The following is a 14,136-nucleotide window of genomic DNA, read 5'->3' on the forward strand; positions in this document are numbered from 1 at the left end:
ACTAACATGTTAGATTCTAAATATTTACGTCAAGATGTCGAACAAACTGCAGCACGTTTAGCCGCACGTGGTTATGAGCTAGATGTAGCGGTAGTGACTGAACTTGAAGAAAAACGCAAAACATTACAAGTACAAACGCAAGAACTTCAAAGTCAACGTAACGCCAGTGCTAAAGCCATTGGTCAAGCAAAAGCAAAAGGCGAAGACGCACAGCCATTGCTTGATGCAGTTGCTAACTTAGGCAGCGAATTAGACGCAGCTAAAGCTGAGCAAGACGAAGTGTTAGAAGCAATTAAACAAATTGCCTTAGCAATTCCAAACTTACCGGACGAGTCGGTACCAGAAGGCGCTGACGAAGACGACAACGTAGAAATTTTAACGTGGGGTACACCTAAAAAGTACGACTTTGAAGTTAAAGACCACGTTGACGTGGGGCAAGACCTAAACGGCCTAGACTTTGAAATGGGGGTTAAAATTAGTGGCGCACGTTTTACCGTAATGCGCGGCCAAGTAGCGCGTATGCACCGTGCACTTACCCAATACATGCTAGACACCCACACAGATAAAAACGGCTACACAGAAATGTATGTTCCGTACTTGGTTAATAGTGCAAGCCTTTACGGTACGAGCCAATTACCTAAGTTTGCCGGCGATTTATTCCACACGTTAGGCCTAGTGAACGATGATGGCGAGCAGCAAGCTGGCTTTAGCCTTATTCCTACGGCAGAAGTACCGCTTACAAACAGCGCACGTGATGAAATTTACGAAGAGAGCGATTTACCTATTCGCCTAACAGCGCACACGCCATGTTTTAGAAGTGAAGCAGGCAGCTACGGTCGCGATACCCGCGGTTTAATCCGTCAGCACCAGTTTGATAAAGTAGAGCTTGTACAGCTTGTAAAACCAGAAGATTCAATGCAAGCGCTCGAAGAGCTAACAGGCCATGCTGAGCAAATTTTACAAGCGCTAGAATTGCCATACCGTAAAGTGATTTTATGTATGGGCGACATGGGCTTTGGCGCAGCAAAAACATACGATTTAGAAGTATGGTTACCAGCGCAAGACACCTATCGCGAAATTTCATCATGTTCAAATATGCATGATTTTCAAGCGCGCCGTATGCAAGCACGTTTTCGTCGTGAAGGCGCTAAAAAGCCAGAGTTACTTCATACACTAAATGGTTCAGGTTTAGCGGTAGGGCGTACACTAGTTGCGATACTTGAAAACTACCAACAAGCCGATGGCTCAGTAGTAGTACCAGAAGTATTACGCCCATACATGGGTGGACTTGAAGTGATTGGTAAAGCTTAAAGTACTAGCTGTCAGCTTTTAGCTATAAGCTTTAATTAAAAAAGCCGCTGTTTTAACGAACAGCGGCTTTTTTTGTTGTGGGTAAATGGGAAAAGGTGAAGGAAAGTCTAAAGAAAACATTTCAAATATTGTTGTTAGTCAACTAGTTGATGCAAACTATGGAGTGTCATGATTTATTTAAAGACTATTTGGTTGAAGACCAATATAGGCAAATATTAACCTCATATATCAGAACTTAAATCTTATTACGGCTTAATTTAAGCCGCTATTTTGCATATTAAGCACAGCGTGATAAGTCGGGTTGTCCCAAGTAAATTCATCATTTTTGTCGGATGGCGTGGCTTCGCCACTTATCCGACCTACGTTAAAAGGTAGGTTGGTTAAGCCGAAGGCGCCACCCAACAGAGTTTTAACTCTCTTTATTAATTAATCGCTTTAAACAACATCAGCTTAGCCTCTTTTCCATCCGTTAATATCGCTACATTACCTTCAGCAGTGACAAACACATCTCTGAGCCTGCCTGTGGCTTCTGGGAAAATATGCGATTGGGTGTATTCACCATTTGCTAAATTAACGCTGTAGAGCTTTTTATCGACCAGTGTAGTGATAAGGACATGGCGTTGCAGTGAAGGGAAGGCTGTATGGTTAGAACCATAATACGCCATGCCTGATGGAGCGATGGAGGGCGTCCAATCTACGGTTGGTTTAGCCATTCCGGGGTAGTCTCTAAAGGGCGAAATACGTGCTTGTGAATAATCGTCACCGTTGGTTATTACTGGCCAGCCATAATTGGTGCCAGCTGTTAAATAGTTAAGCTCATCACCGCCTGCGGGGCCGTGTTCGTGGCTAATAATTTGCTGTGTATCGTAATCATAAACCAAGCCTTGCAAGTTACGGTGCCCGAGTGAATAAATGGCATGCGCGTTAGCGTTTTTATGACTAAGAAACGGGTTATCACTTGGTATTGTGCCGTTTAAGTTTATGCGTAATGTTTTGCCAAGTTGACTGGTAATAACCTGTGCTTGCTCGCGGTAGTCAAAACCATCACCACTTGAAAATAATAAGGTATTATCAGGCAGCACAAGCGCGCGGCCAGAATAATGCTGCGGTGTGCCTTTATCGGTGGCGACTTTATAAATAATTTTTGGCGTTGAAAATTGCGCACCATCAAACGTGGCTTTGGCTATTACTAGCCTGTTTGCATCAAGCTCACCTTGGGCGTAAGTGAATATTATTTCTTTTGACTCACTGTAATTTGGCGAAAGCACTACATCAAGGAAACCACCTTGCCCTGCAACGTATAAGCCCTCGAAGTTTATTTTAACTCGGGTTTGTTGGTTGTTTTTAATGATAACAACATGGCCATCACGCTCGGTGATTAACCAGGTATTGTTTGGGAGTTTAACCATACTCCACGGTGAATTGAGCCCTGTTGCTAAAGTACTAGCTGTGTATTGCTGTGTTGGTAGCTCGGCACTAGCGTGACAAGAAAACGCTAAAAGTGACAGTAGCGTAATACAACGTAGAGATTGTTTACCCTGCAAGCCTTTGCTAGTGTAAGGAAAAAGTTTCATTTTAAGTTGAGATAACCATGCAGTTTTTAACACGTATACTCCCGTCATTTTTAGTTTCTTGGTTACTTACATTCACTCTTGCTAGCTTGTTTCATAGTCAATACGTTGTCAATCAATTAGTTAATGTAGGTGTTGTAGTGGGCTTTAATGATCGTGTTAACGTAACCCTTGAAGATTGGCTTGGCTTGCTACCGACCTATGGCGCTATTATTGCTGTAGCACTTGCCATCGCGTTTTTGGTTACTTGGTTTATTGCTAAAAAAATGAACAAGCAAGGTACACAACTATTTGTTATTGCTGGTATTGTAGCATTTGCTACCGCGTTAATTGCGATTGAGTCAATTATGAATATTACTATTATTGCAGGTGCAAGAGGTTGGGGTTTTTATGCGCAATTATGTGCAGGTGCAGTAGGGGGTTATGTATTTGCAAAACTTATTAAGGAAAATAAGCACAAGGCAGCGCATCACGGCTTTTAAGTCAGTATTGGTCTGCAATGTAAAAAGCCGCTATTAATATAGCGGCTTTTGTGTGTATAAATTGCGTCGTGATATCAAAAAATCAAACTAAACAGCTTGTAACCACTTAAGCCAAAAATAAGCACTAACACTGGTAAGATAAGTAAGTTTATCAATACTGAGTTAGTGTATTTACCCATTACAGAGCTTTGGTTAACTAGCCAAACAAGGTAGGCAGTTACAATTGGTAATAATAAGCCATTGGCGGCCTGTGCAAAAATTATCACGGCAACAGGGTCTAACCCCAGAGATGCCACCGCTGCACCAAATAATAAAATAACAATCGCAACGCTTTTAAAGCGGGTGTTATCCATTTTATTTGGCCAACCTAACATGCCACATACTGCATATGCACCGGCAAGGGGAGCTGTTATTGCGCTGGTTAAACCTGCTGCAAATAAGCCAATAGCAAAAAAGTAATGGGCGGCATCGCCAAGTAATGGCTCAAGTTGTACCGCCATGTTGGCAGCGCTAATTTGCCCTGCATCTGTGCCATAAAATGCCACTGACGCGGTTGATAAAATAGCCAGCGTGATCACGCCACCTAAGGCGATAGATACGCCAGTGTCTACATTAGTTTGCTTGATGACTTTTTGTTTATCACTTTTGCTGTCGTGCCTTGCAGCTAAAACACCTGAGTGTAAAAATAAGTTATACGGCACTATGGTGGTGCCCACTAATGCCAATACGGTGGTAATTGAACCCTCAGGCATACTAGGAATAAAGCCTGCTAACACATCACTCAGCGAGGGAGCAGCCATTACCAGCGTAGATATAAACACTAGGCTCATTAAAATAACCAGTAAAATGAGTGCGTTTTCAACCACTTTGTGTTTTCCGCTATACAGCAATGCCGCACTTAAAAAAGCAATGAGTGGCGTCCAAAGCTGGGCATTTACCTGAGGAAATATTTCAATTAATCCCATGCTGGCACCACTTAAGTTACCTGCCTCATAGGCTGCACTGCCTACTCCAATAGCGCTTATTACTAAAAATATAGCAAGGGTTTTAAATAGGGGCGTTTCAATGTGAGCTCTTAGCGCTTGCGCTAAATCTTGCCCGGTGGCTACGCCTAGGCGTGCCGCCATAGATTGTAATAATATAGTGGCTAAAACTGAAAACAGTAATGTCCATATGAGTGCAAAACCAAAGTTTGCACCTGCCACGCTGGCGGTAGTAATAGTCCCTGGTCCAATGAAGGCAGCGGTGACAAGTAGTCCTGGTCCTAATCGCATAGTTGACCTTAATAGTACTTTTGCATATTGCTATTTAAAGTTACATCTAACGTTTTATAACGCGATGCCTGTATTATTGCTGCCACTTATATTAAGTGCCTTGCAGCGATAGCCGCCCCTTGGCAAACCTTTTTTTGATGATAATCATATGTTAAAAAAGGTCGCGTAGCATACCAACTTATATATAAATTTAAAGGGGGTGTAGTGCGTTTGCGTAAAAAACACTCAAATGTTTATCGGTAAGCTTACTTAATGAACGAATAACTGCCTATCTGAACTTTTGGTCAACATTGCATCTAAAAATAATTCTTTTGAGGGCTTTGTTATCTCTTTTGTGATGCTAAGGGAGCTCTAAATTGCAATGTCGTTTATTTTAGCCAAAACAGAGTAAACAAATGGTGCTTATTTCTAATCCTGAAATTTGCAAAATGCATATGTTGAGTTGCATTTTGCAAATCAATTAAATAAATAAAAGTAAAAAAATAAAGTAAAAATCATAAGTAACTAATATTTATAGTTTTTATTTTGTTGTGTGTGTTGGCACTCATTATGCTACTTAACAGTGAACCAAAAGCAATATTAATAAAGCGACACTGAGGTGGAATATGAAAAAATCAAATTTAGTAATCACTATGTTAGCAGCTTCATCAATCACTATTAGCTCGTCATTTGCGAGTGAAATACGTGGTGATGTTGATGTATCTTTAACTATCGGACAGGGTTGTGCTATCAACGGTACCACTGATGCCGGTGCAGGAATCAATAAATTTGCATCAGTTGACTTTGGAGAGCAAAGCAATTTGGATTTATTTATTGATGCAGAATCAACTGGCTCAGCAGGTGCAGGTAGTATCGAACTAACTTGTAACTCTAGCCTTGCTTACAATGTTTCACTTGACGATGGCTCGAATCCGCAGTCAGGTCAACGTCGTGTATCGAGAGGTGGATTAGATTTTGTGAGTTATGAACTTTATCAAGATGCTGCTCGCTCGGTACGTTGGGGTGAAGGTCCAGAATCTTTTGCACTAACAGGTACAGGCGCGGCACAACCACTGACTATTTATGGGCGTGTATTGGCAGGACAAACTACACCTGCTGCAGGTGATTACTTAGATACAGTGCGTATGACTATTTCATGGTAGTTCACTGGGGCGTCATTTAATCATTGAGAATGACGCCATAATTTCATCATTACGGGGATATGAGGTATGAAAACTAACTCATTACTCGCGCTACTCGCTATCACTCCTTTTATTTTGTTTGCTGCTCAATCTGAAGATACCAGTGAGATAAGTATCCAAATAGAACAAGGTTGCATTTTAGATAATGGCAGTGGTGCATCCTCATTTGGTGTAATAAGTTTTGGTGAATACAGTAGCTTAACTTATGGCGCTCAAACCACATCGAACCAAGGTAGTGGTTCTATAGGCTTTCGTTGTTCACCGAATTTAAGTTATCGAATCGAGCTGGGTAATGGATTAAATGCAACAGATAGCAGCGGCCGAAAATTATTAAATAGCTCTACCGGAGAATTAGTCCCATATCAGCTTTATCAGGATGTTGGACGGTCTCAGGTTTGGGATGATGCAAATGCGGTTAGCGGAACTGCTAGTGGTTTGTTTGAGTGGTTGCCTATTTTTGTATCAATTGCGCCTCAGCCAGTTACACCTTCAGCCGGGGTTTACAATGACAATATTGAAGTTGTACTTATCTTCTAAGGAGACACACAATGAAGAACATTAGCCTAATTGTTTTATTTGGGATGCTTGCGTTCTTTAGTATCTGCAGACTTAGCGCAGCTGAATTATTAATTTCACCAGTTAATATTGATATCCCGTCAGGTGAAAAAGCGGCAATATTGAAACTACAAAACAACAGCAACTCTCCAATGAAAATTCAAATACGTATACGTAACTGGGATTCAAGCGATACAACACAATCAAAACCTAAGGTTATTGCCAGTCCAGCGTTTTTAAATATCTTTCCTGGAAAGCAACAAGTTGTTCGTATTGTTAATACTGGTCTTGCAAGTAATATCGACCAGGAACGCTTATATCGTGTGTTCTTAGACGAGATTCCTAGTAATGACAAAAAATCAGAACAAGGCCTGTTATTGCAAGTACGTTACGCTTTGCCGCTTTTTATCGGGGGGCCTGATCTTTCGGTTGCTCGTACTAACAACTTTAGTCAACTAAAAAGTATATGGAACCGGGCAATTAGTTATTCACACAACAAAGCAATTAATCAAATTGGATTTAACAATCAAGCTAACGGCCATGCCAGGATTTCAAAATTACGCTTTAGTGACAGCACGGGTAAAGAAACCGTTATTTTTGGCGGATTATTAGGCTATGTGCGAGCAAACAGTCAAGAGTTTTTTAATATCCCACCAGTTGCATTGACTACATCATCGACATTGTATGCAGAAATTAATGGTGTTGATGTGGAGATTGAATCAGATAAGAGGTAGCTATGAATACACCAATGAAAGTAATATTTGTTGCCGCTGCTTGCTGCTCTTCAACCTTATCTGCTGAGACACTATTTTTAGATGTGTACTTAAATAGCGTATTAGTTAATGAACTTGTAGAGTTTGATCATACTAATGATCATTTTTGGAGTACTGATAAAGTACTTGATAATTCACCATTAAGTGACTACGCAAGTGGGCTAACTGGTAAGGTTGATTATTGTGGTTTGCAACGAATTAGTTGCAAATATAGTTATGAGACACAGCGATTATATTTAACAGCAGACTCAGATATGTTCCCAACTCAAATCATTTCTAATAAAAGAGAAAGTATGCTTCCTATAACTAAGTCTCGAGGAGCTTTGTTAAATTACGACATTTACTATCGCGATTATGAATCAGGTACAGCTACAACTGATATCTTACAACAATGGAGAGCATTTTCTGAAGTAGGTATTTTTGAAACAACCGCAAACTTGCGCAAAGAGTGGAATAGCAAAAATAACAATGCAGTCTCTGAAGGGGTAACTCGTTATGACAGCTTTTGGCAATACAATGACGAAAAAAAGATGCGTTACTGGCGTGTTGGCGACATGATTTCAGGCGGAAGCTCTTGGGCGAGGCAAGTTAGAATGGGAGGAATAAAACTATCTCGTCGGTTTGAGTTAAACCCAAAATTTGTCAGTTACCCATATCCTGAATTCATTGGTAGTGCGGTTTTACCTTCTGATGTGGAGGTATTTATTAATAATTACAAAATGTTTAACGGTAACGTTGAACCTGGCAAGTTTGTCATAGATAGCGAACCTAAGATAAATGGTTTTGCCAGCGCAAGCATAATAACAACTGATATAAACGGTCAAGCAGTCACTCGCGACTTACAGTTTTATGTTGCTCCTGAATTATTAAGAGAAGGGGTTTATGATTACGACCTTAACCTAGGTGTGTTGAGGCAAAACTTCGGTATAAGATCTTTTGACTATGATTCAAATCTAACAGGCATAGCCGATGTCCGTTATGGCCTAACGAATAGTATTACTCTTTCAAGTCACCTAGAACTCAATGAAGGTATTTACAATTTAGGGATCGGGACTGATTTTACTTTTGCCAATGTTGGAGTTTTTTCGTTTGCTTTATCCCATGGTAAAGATAGCGCTAATAGTGGTTGGCTAGGTTCTGCAGGATATCGTTTTCAGGCAGACAACTGGGGGTTTTCGGCACAAGTAAAGCAGCAACAATCAGGTTATCGTGATATTGGTACTACTCAGTTTGTGTTACCAATAAAGCGAGAGGCTCAAGCTAATGCTGCATACTCATTTGGTAATGGAGTTTCATTAGGAATTGGTTATTTTGACATTGAAAAGTTCGATAATGACAATCGACAACTTGTATCGGGTTTTTATAATCAATCGTTGGGGAGCTCATCGTTATCAGCTAGTGCTAATTTTGATCTGAATACTAAGGATGTTAGTTTAGGTCTAAATTTATCGATCCCCTTTGGTCAACGCTCAAGAGCGAGTATTAGCCATGTACACAATAATCGAAGTGAAAACCGTACTGTTGCATCGGCTTCTATTTCACGTATTGGTAACCGTGGCTTTAAGGGATCGATGAGTAATGTAGTAGGTTCTAGTGAGTTGTCAGCAAATGGTAGTTGGAGAACAGATAAAATAGAGCTAAGTTCGGGTTATTACAATCGCGGTGGTTCGAGTGGTTATTGGGGACAGCTTTCTGGATCTTTAGTGCTTTCTAAAAATAGTGTGCTTATGGGGAATCGCATTGCTGATACATTTGCTGTTGTCTCGACAGGTGGAATTGCAGATGTCCCCGTATTAGTAGAGAATCAGGTTGTGGGAGAATCGGATGAAAATGGTGTTTTATTAGTTACAGGGCTAGCATCATACAACCCCGTTAATATTAGTATTAGTACTAAAACCTTACCAATAGATACCAATGTGATAAACGATAGAGTGCAAATCATGGCAGCTGAAAATCATGGCGTAGATGTCGATTTTGAACTTTACCAAACTAAAGCTGCCATTATTATTCTCAATGATAAGAGTGGGCAGCCGATTCCCGTTGGTACAGTCGCTAGTTTAAATGGGGAGCAGGGTGATAATTTTGTTGGCTGGGATGGTGAGCTATATCTAGAAAAGTTACAAGACAATAACACCCTAATTTTAAAATGGGATGATAAACAGTGTACTTTAGAGTTCCCTTATGTGAAAGAAAGTGAAGATATACCTATTATTGGTCCGCTACTTTGCCAAGAAAGTGCAACAGAAACTGCTTTTAAGCAATCTGAGAGACTGAATGAGAGCGCAACTCCAGAAGCAATAAATATAAATAATGAAGGCTGTGAAGCTCACTATGTTGATCTAAAGAATGAAGAGTATATCTGTGAGGTACATTTGATAGAGGCTTTTTTTGAAGATAAATTTTTAAAAGAAGGGACAATAACACTTATCACACACTTGGATCAAAAAATAAAGGCTTATGCCGACTCAACCGTTACACTGCCTCTCATATCATCTTATATATTTAAATACCCAACAACTTTACCTAATCCGCAAAATATAAAGAGCGGCCAAGTCTTACAATTGGACTATTCTGATTACGAACATCATTACTACCCGCTACCAACTACTTGCATGGTAAACAAACAATTGAGGCAAAGTTTATATTCAACACATAAATCGGATAGATTAGTATATATTATGACCCGAGGAGAGTCAGTATGAATACCATAAGTAAATTGTGCTGCAGCGCTATACTGTTCATGGTCGGTGAAACGGCAATTGCTGGTTGTGTCGTTGGAGGAAACAGCAATCAAAATTTAGGTTCGTTTAGTTCAAACTCAGTATCAATAGGGGTGATCGAAACATCATTTAGCTCTGACTTTGCCTGTTCAGGCTTTGTTAATTTGTTAGACTACAGTAAAATTGATGCCACTTTAGTGGGTGCTAATTTTCAATTGAACTCAACAAGTGGAGACTCAATCCCTTATACCCTTTATACCTCGCCAGAACGTACTGATCCATTTACTCTAAATGAGACCGTTAGCTTCGGCTCATTTAATTTATTGGACCTGTTAGGACTATTTGGCGATGATGGTACTATCCCAATTTATTTATCAACTGCTACAGCAAATGTCGGTGTTGGTTCATATAGTGATTCGATTACTATTTTTTGGCAATGGGATTATTGTTCAGGCATTGGTTTACTTGGTATTTGCCTTGGACGCGATAAAGGTTCTTCGAGTGTAATTATTAATATACAACTCGATGTAACAGCTAGCTGTAGTGTGAAGACATCAGATGTTTCTTTAGGTATGGTGTCTTATTTAGGTGATATCCACAGTGCTATTTTACCTTTTGATGTAAACTGTACAAAACAGCTTAGTTATCAGTACTTTGTTGACGGAGGCGATAATTTTATTAATGGAAGTCGAAACATGGCTCTTAACGGTGAAAACATTGCTTATAAGATCTCTACTACTGATGGGAATACTCTTATTGGTCCAGATGTTGGCGCTAGTGTTGCCGGAGTTGGTATTGGTAATAACCAAGCATTTCAATTTTTAGTGGAAACATTGGTAGATGATAGATTCCCAGTCCCAGGGTTATATAAAGATCGTGTGAGAATAATAGTGGAGTTTTGATAAAAAAGTTCCTGAATATAAGTTACCAATAGATTACAATGAATATATCAATCTTTTGTCGAATTCTTACATAATAAGGTTTGCATTGAGTTACATTTTTTGTTTTTCGATATTCACTAACTCACGCCATTTGCTAATATTGTTAATGCATGTTTTGAAAAGACCTATATGATATATATTAGCATAAATAATAAAGAATAACTTAATTATCAATGGCTTAAAGGGGTGGTTAATTAATAATAATGAAGTGAAAATTGCAACGTTTAACCTGTTTAACTACCTTGAGCCACCTAATGCTTACTACGAATTTGAACGTATTTATACCGCAGAGCAGTGGGCTAAAAAACAGCGATGGATTGTTGATTACCTAGCAGAGCATCAGCCAGATGTGATTGGTTTTCAAGAGGTATTTAGCATTGATTCGCTTAAAAAATTATTAAAAGAGCAAGGCTATGCATACTTTGCCGTGGTAGATGAGGCCCAGGTAATCGACAACTTTATTTACAAACGCCCTGTAGTAGCGCTTGCTGCTAAATACCCCATCGTTGAAGTGACAAGTGTTGAGCACGACCATGAGCTTGCCAGCACCCTTGGTTTAACTGAGGATTTTACATTTAGCCGAAAGGTGCTTAGAGCTACAATAACCTTACCGCATATCGGCAACACGGATTGTTATGTGGTGCATTTTAAGTCTAAGCGCTCAATGATAGAGCTTGATGAGCAAAACAAAGACCTCACACCCGAAAAAAATATTATCGAGCTATTAAAAGCCGATATAGCTGGGAGTTGGGGCTCAACTATTCAGCGCGGCAGCGAAGCTACATTACTGATGATAGACATCATTGCACGCCGCGAATCTACACAAAACCCAATGATTTTAATGGGCGATTTTAATTTTCAGCCCCTAAACCACCTACTTCAGTAGGTGGTTATCATCAAATAGGCTTTGCCTGTAAAAAGTACTCATGTTAATTCCTAGGTTGATTTTTAGCGAAGTCACAAAAGGAAAAAACATGAGTAGATACGAGAAAGCATCGCATGTGTATTGGCGATGTCAATATCATATAGTTTGGACACCGAAATATAGATTTAGGATCCTTAAAAACAAAGTAGGCAGGGATGTATACAGATGCATTCAGGTCTATTGTGAACAGCTTGGGTGCAAAGTTGTTGAGCTGAATGTACAAATAGATCACGTACACTTAGTAGTAAAAGTGCCACCAAAGCTGTCAATTTCAAAATTAATGGGGGCATTGAAAGGTAAAATAGCGTTAAAAATGTTTAGTAAATATCCGTACTTAAGAAAGAATAAGTTATGGGGTAATCATTTTTGGCAGCGAGGGTATTTTGTTGACACGGTAGGCATAAATGAAGAAGTAATACGGAGATATGTCAGGCATCAGCAGAAAGAAGAGAGACAAGAGCAAGCTCAGTTAACACTGGAGTAAACAACGCCCCCTTTTAGGGGGCTAATTCAAAGCCACCTTCTTTAGAAGGTGGATCTTTTACAATAACTTAGCCGATGGTGTATTAAGTCATTTACTAACGAATACACTTCGATTTGCTCCGGCTTTTGATTGCAAAAACTACCTTGCCAAATATTGTTTGAATGATGCATGGCATTTATTCAAAAGGTTGCAATTAAACTTGGTTAGTCAAGATGATGAAAATACAATGGATTTAAAACGTAAGCCTACTCATTATTTTGGCGCGAGCAGTGCAGTGCTTGACTATATTTTACTATCTTGCGAGTTTGATCCACGTTACGATGACAGCTTTTTTGAGGTGAGCCATTACCATACTTATGATCGCCATTTAATTAACCCTGAATTTGAGCGTGATGATTTAAGTACTGATCACGCCGTGATCTTGATTACTTTATCATTAAGGTCGTAACGTGTTTTGTTACTAGGCATTGTCAGCTGCTGGCATAATTAATATCGAGTCGCTCAATAGGTGTCTTGATGTACTTCCCTTTTTTTATTCTCGTGTTTTAAGGTTAGTGTATTAACCTTAGAGTTGTTGACCTTTTTGGATTACAATTTGTTCAAACTAGGGGCGGTTTAATCGCCCCTAGGCAGAACCCGAAGGGCAACGCCTGTTTGGCATTGATGCTGCGTTACCGCCTATTTATGAGGAACAACCACACTACATAGGCTCTGCTTTGCCTAAATACCAAACAGGCTGCTGCAAATTTAACCTTGAAAGGTCAATAGACCCTAGTTAATGGCCTAAAAATAAGGGGAAGGAAATACTAACCAAATAGCTTTCTTCTGACTACTTTTCTGTATTCGCTTGGGGTTTGGCTCAATACCTTTTTAAACACACGAGTTAAGTGTCCTTGATCGTTATAGCCAACTTCTAACGCCACTTCTTGAATTGATAAATTCGATGAAGCTAATAATTCTTTAGCGCCTTCTACGCGCAACTGCTGCCAATATTCTATGGGGCTTTGATTGGTTGCCGCCTTAAAGCGACGGGTAAAGGTTCTGTAGCTTAAGCTAAATTGTGCTGCGACTTCTTGTAAATTGAGTTCACTCGACAAATTAGTTTTTAGCCAAAATTGAATTTGTGCAATAAGTTCATCAGCATGTCGGTTAACGGCTCCTTCTAAATAGCGTTGGTCTTCGTAGGGTTTACGTATTTCATGAGAAAAGTTGCGCTCTACATGTTGCGCAGCTTCTTTACCATAGTATTGACTAATAATATGCACAATTACGTCAGCTAAGGCGTTTAAACTGGCTACGGTATAGATACGCTCAGATTGAGTGATAAAAAAATCGGGTTTTAAGCTGACGTTTGGGTAATCTTGTGAAAATTGCCTAGCGTAATGCCAATGCGTGGTTGCAGGGTGCCCATCGAGCAAACTGGCTTCTGCTAGTAAACAGTTGCCGGTACCAACCCCAATAATATGGCTTCCCATGGTAAAACTCTCATTAAGCCAGTTAACTATTAGTTGATTCGATTTAACAACCGGGCGGGGATTACGCCAAATACCGGGTACGATAATTAAATCGCAATAAGGGGCATGATCACTGCTGCAATCAGGCACGATGGCTAAACCTGTTCTGGTTGTAATAGGAGCCATGTTTTTTGCAATTAAATGGATATTCAGTGCTCTGAAGTTTTTTTTACTAGTATGCCCCTTGTCAAACGCTTCACCTGCTCTGAGCATTTCAATTGGCAGGGTTAAACTCGTTACCAGCAGGTGTGAGTAAACAGCAATGGCGATATTTAACGGTGGGGGTGTTTGATTTTTGTCCATTTCAATGCTCCGACCAGTTAAATGTGGCCTTTTATGCTTAATATTTGGCTATTAAAGCACAAAGCTATGTGGGTAATCCAATTAAACTGAGGTCATATTGTT

11 protein-coding genes and 2 pseudogenes are annotated in these 14,136 nt (G+C 39.8%); 10 read left to right on the forward strand and 3 right to left on the reverse strand.

All coding sequences use genetic code 11. From position 1 onward, the window contains the following. Positions 1-6: 6 nt before the first annotated feature. On the forward strand, positions 7-1,311 hold the full coding sequence (gene serS, locus KG708_RS02785) for a serine--tRNA ligase (RefSeq protein ID WP_213608023.1): 1,305 nt from the start codon (positions 7-9) through the stop codon (positions 1,309-1,311). 422 nt (positions 1,312-1,733) lie between these two features. Here serS and KG708_RS02790 read toward each other — a convergent pair whose 3' ends face one another. Further along, positions 1,734-2,918: a PQQ-dependent sugar dehydrogenase gene (locus tag KG708_RS02790; RefSeq protein WP_213608024.1), complete on the reverse strand. Its 1,185-nt coding sequence runs from the start codon at positions 2,916-2,918 to the stop codon at positions 1,734-1,736. Here KG708_RS02790 and KG708_RS02795 point away from each other — a divergent pair. Then, positions 2,903-3,364: a hypothetical protein gene (locus KG708_RS02795; RefSeq protein ID WP_213608025.1), complete on the forward strand. Its 462-nt coding sequence runs from the start codon at positions 2,903-2,905 to the stop codon at positions 3,362-3,364. The two genes, KG708_RS02790 and KG708_RS02795, sit on opposite strands and share 16 nt — an antisense overlap. Positions 3,365-3,438: 74 nt before the next feature. On the opposite strand, the gene KG708_RS02800 is transcribed toward KG708_RS02795, so the two are convergent. Next, complete coding sequence (locus KG708_RS02800; protein ID WP_213608026.1) at positions 3,439-4,638, reverse strand: Nramp family divalent metal transporter; 1,200 nt, start codon at positions 4,636-4,638, stop codon at positions 3,439-3,441. A gap of 605 nt (positions 4,639-5,243) precedes the next feature. Here KG708_RS02800 and KG708_RS02805 point away from each other — a divergent pair. The 8 genes and pseudogenes from KG708_RS02805 to KG708_RS02840 all read left to right on the forward strand — a co-directional run. Beyond that, complete coding sequence (locus tag KG708_RS02805) at positions 5,244-5,780, forward strand: spore coat U domain-containing protein (protein ID WP_213608027.1); 537 nt, start codon at positions 5,244-5,246, stop codon at positions 5,778-5,780. 66 nt (positions 5,781-5,846) lie between these two features. Next, positions 5,847-6,356, forward strand: a complete 510-nt coding sequence (locus KG708_RS02810) for a spore coat U domain-containing protein (RefSeq protein WP_213608028.1) — start codon at positions 5,847-5,849, stop codon at positions 6,354-6,356. Positions 6,357-6,367: 11 nt separating this feature from the next. Continuing rightward, positions 6,368-7,108 carry a fimbria/pilus periplasmic chaperone gene (locus tag KG708_RS02815; protein WP_213608029.1) on the forward strand — a complete coding sequence of 247 codons (741 nt, stop codon included), beginning with the start codon at positions 6,368-6,370 and terminating at the stop codon, positions 7,106-7,108. A gap of 2 nt (positions 7,109-7,110) precedes the next feature. After that, positions 7,111-9,849 (forward strand): fimbria/pilus outer membrane usher protein, encoded by a 2,739-nt coding sequence (locus tag KG708_RS02820; RefSeq protein ID WP_213608030.1) that lies wholly within the window; start codon positions 7,111-7,113, stop codon positions 9,847-9,849. After that, the gene (locus KG708_RS02825) at positions 9,846-10,769 is read left to right on the forward strand and encodes a spore coat protein U domain-containing protein (RefSeq protein WP_213608031.1); all 924 of its coding nucleotides are present in this window, start codon (positions 9,846-9,848) and stop codon (positions 10,767-10,769) included. Before KG708_RS02820 ends, KG708_RS02825 begins: the two co-directional genes overlap by 4 nt. 268 nt (positions 10,770-11,037) lie before the next feature. Then, positions 11,038-11,664: pseudogene (locus KG708_RS02830) on the forward strand (endonuclease/exonuclease/phosphatase family protein); the annotation flags it as partial. A gap of 118 nt (positions 11,665-11,782) precedes the next feature. Next, positions 11,783-12,217 carry an IS200/IS605 family transposase gene (tnpA, locus tag KG708_RS02835; protein ID WP_087532237.1) on the forward strand — a complete coding sequence of 145 codons (435 nt, stop codon included), beginning with the start codon at positions 11,783-11,785 and terminating at the stop codon, positions 12,215-12,217. Between the two features lie 55 nt (positions 12,218-12,272). Next, positions 12,273-12,665: pseudogene (locus KG708_RS02840) on the forward strand (endonuclease/exonuclease/phosphatase family protein); the annotation flags it as partial. 358 nt (positions 12,666-13,023) lie between these two features. On the opposite strand, the gene KG708_RS02845 reads toward KG708_RS02840, so the two are convergent. Next, on the reverse strand, positions 13,024-14,034 hold the full coding sequence (locus KG708_RS02845) for a helix-turn-helix domain-containing protein (protein WP_213608032.1): 1,011 nt from the start codon (positions 14,032-14,034) through the stop codon (positions 13,024-13,026). Between the last annotated feature and the right edge of the window lie 102 nt (positions 14,035-14,136).

Origin of the sequence: Pseudoalteromonas sp., assembly GCF_018402495.1 — a bacterium.
Lineage (GTDB): Bacteria > Pseudomonadota > Gammaproteobacteria > Enterobacterales > Alteromonadaceae > Pseudoalteromonas.

Coding starts and splice junctions, on each gene's coding strand:
- serS (WP_213608023.1), top strand. CDS start 7: ATGTTAGATTCTAAATATTTACGTCAAGATGTCGAACAAACTGCAGCA.
- KG708_RS02795 (WP_213608025.1), top strand. CDS start 2,903: ATGCAGTTTTTAACACGTATACTCCCGTCATTTTTAGTTTCTTGGTTA.
- KG708_RS02800 (WP_213608026.1), bottom strand. CDS start 4,638: ATGCGATTAGGACCAGGACTACTTGTCACCGCTGCCTTCATTGGACCA.
- KG708_RS02805 (WP_213608027.1), top strand. CDS start 5,244: ATGAAAAAATCAAATTTAGTAATCACTATGTTAGCAGCTTCATCAATC.
- KG708_RS02810 (WP_213608028.1), top strand. CDS start 5,847: ATGAAAACTAACTCATTACTCGCGCTACTCGCTATCACTCCTTTTATT.
- KG708_RS02815 (WP_213608029.1), top strand. CDS start 6,368: ATGAAGAACATTAGCCTAATTGTTTTATTTGGGATGCTTGCGTTCTTT.
- KG708_RS02820 (WP_213608030.1), top strand. CDS start 7,111: ATGAATACACCAATGAAAGTAATATTTGTTGCCGCTGCTTGCTGCTCT.
- KG708_RS02825 (WP_213608031.1), top strand. CDS start 9,846: ATGAATACCATAAGTAAATTGTGCTGCAGCGCTATACTGTTCATGGTC.
- tnpA (WP_087532237.1), top strand. CDS start 11,783: ATGAGTAGATACGAGAAAGCATCGCATGTGTATTGGCGATGTCAATAT.
- KG708_RS02845 (WP_213608032.1), bottom strand. CDS start 14,034: ATGGACAAAAATCAAACACCCCCACCGTTAAATATCGCCATTGCTGTT.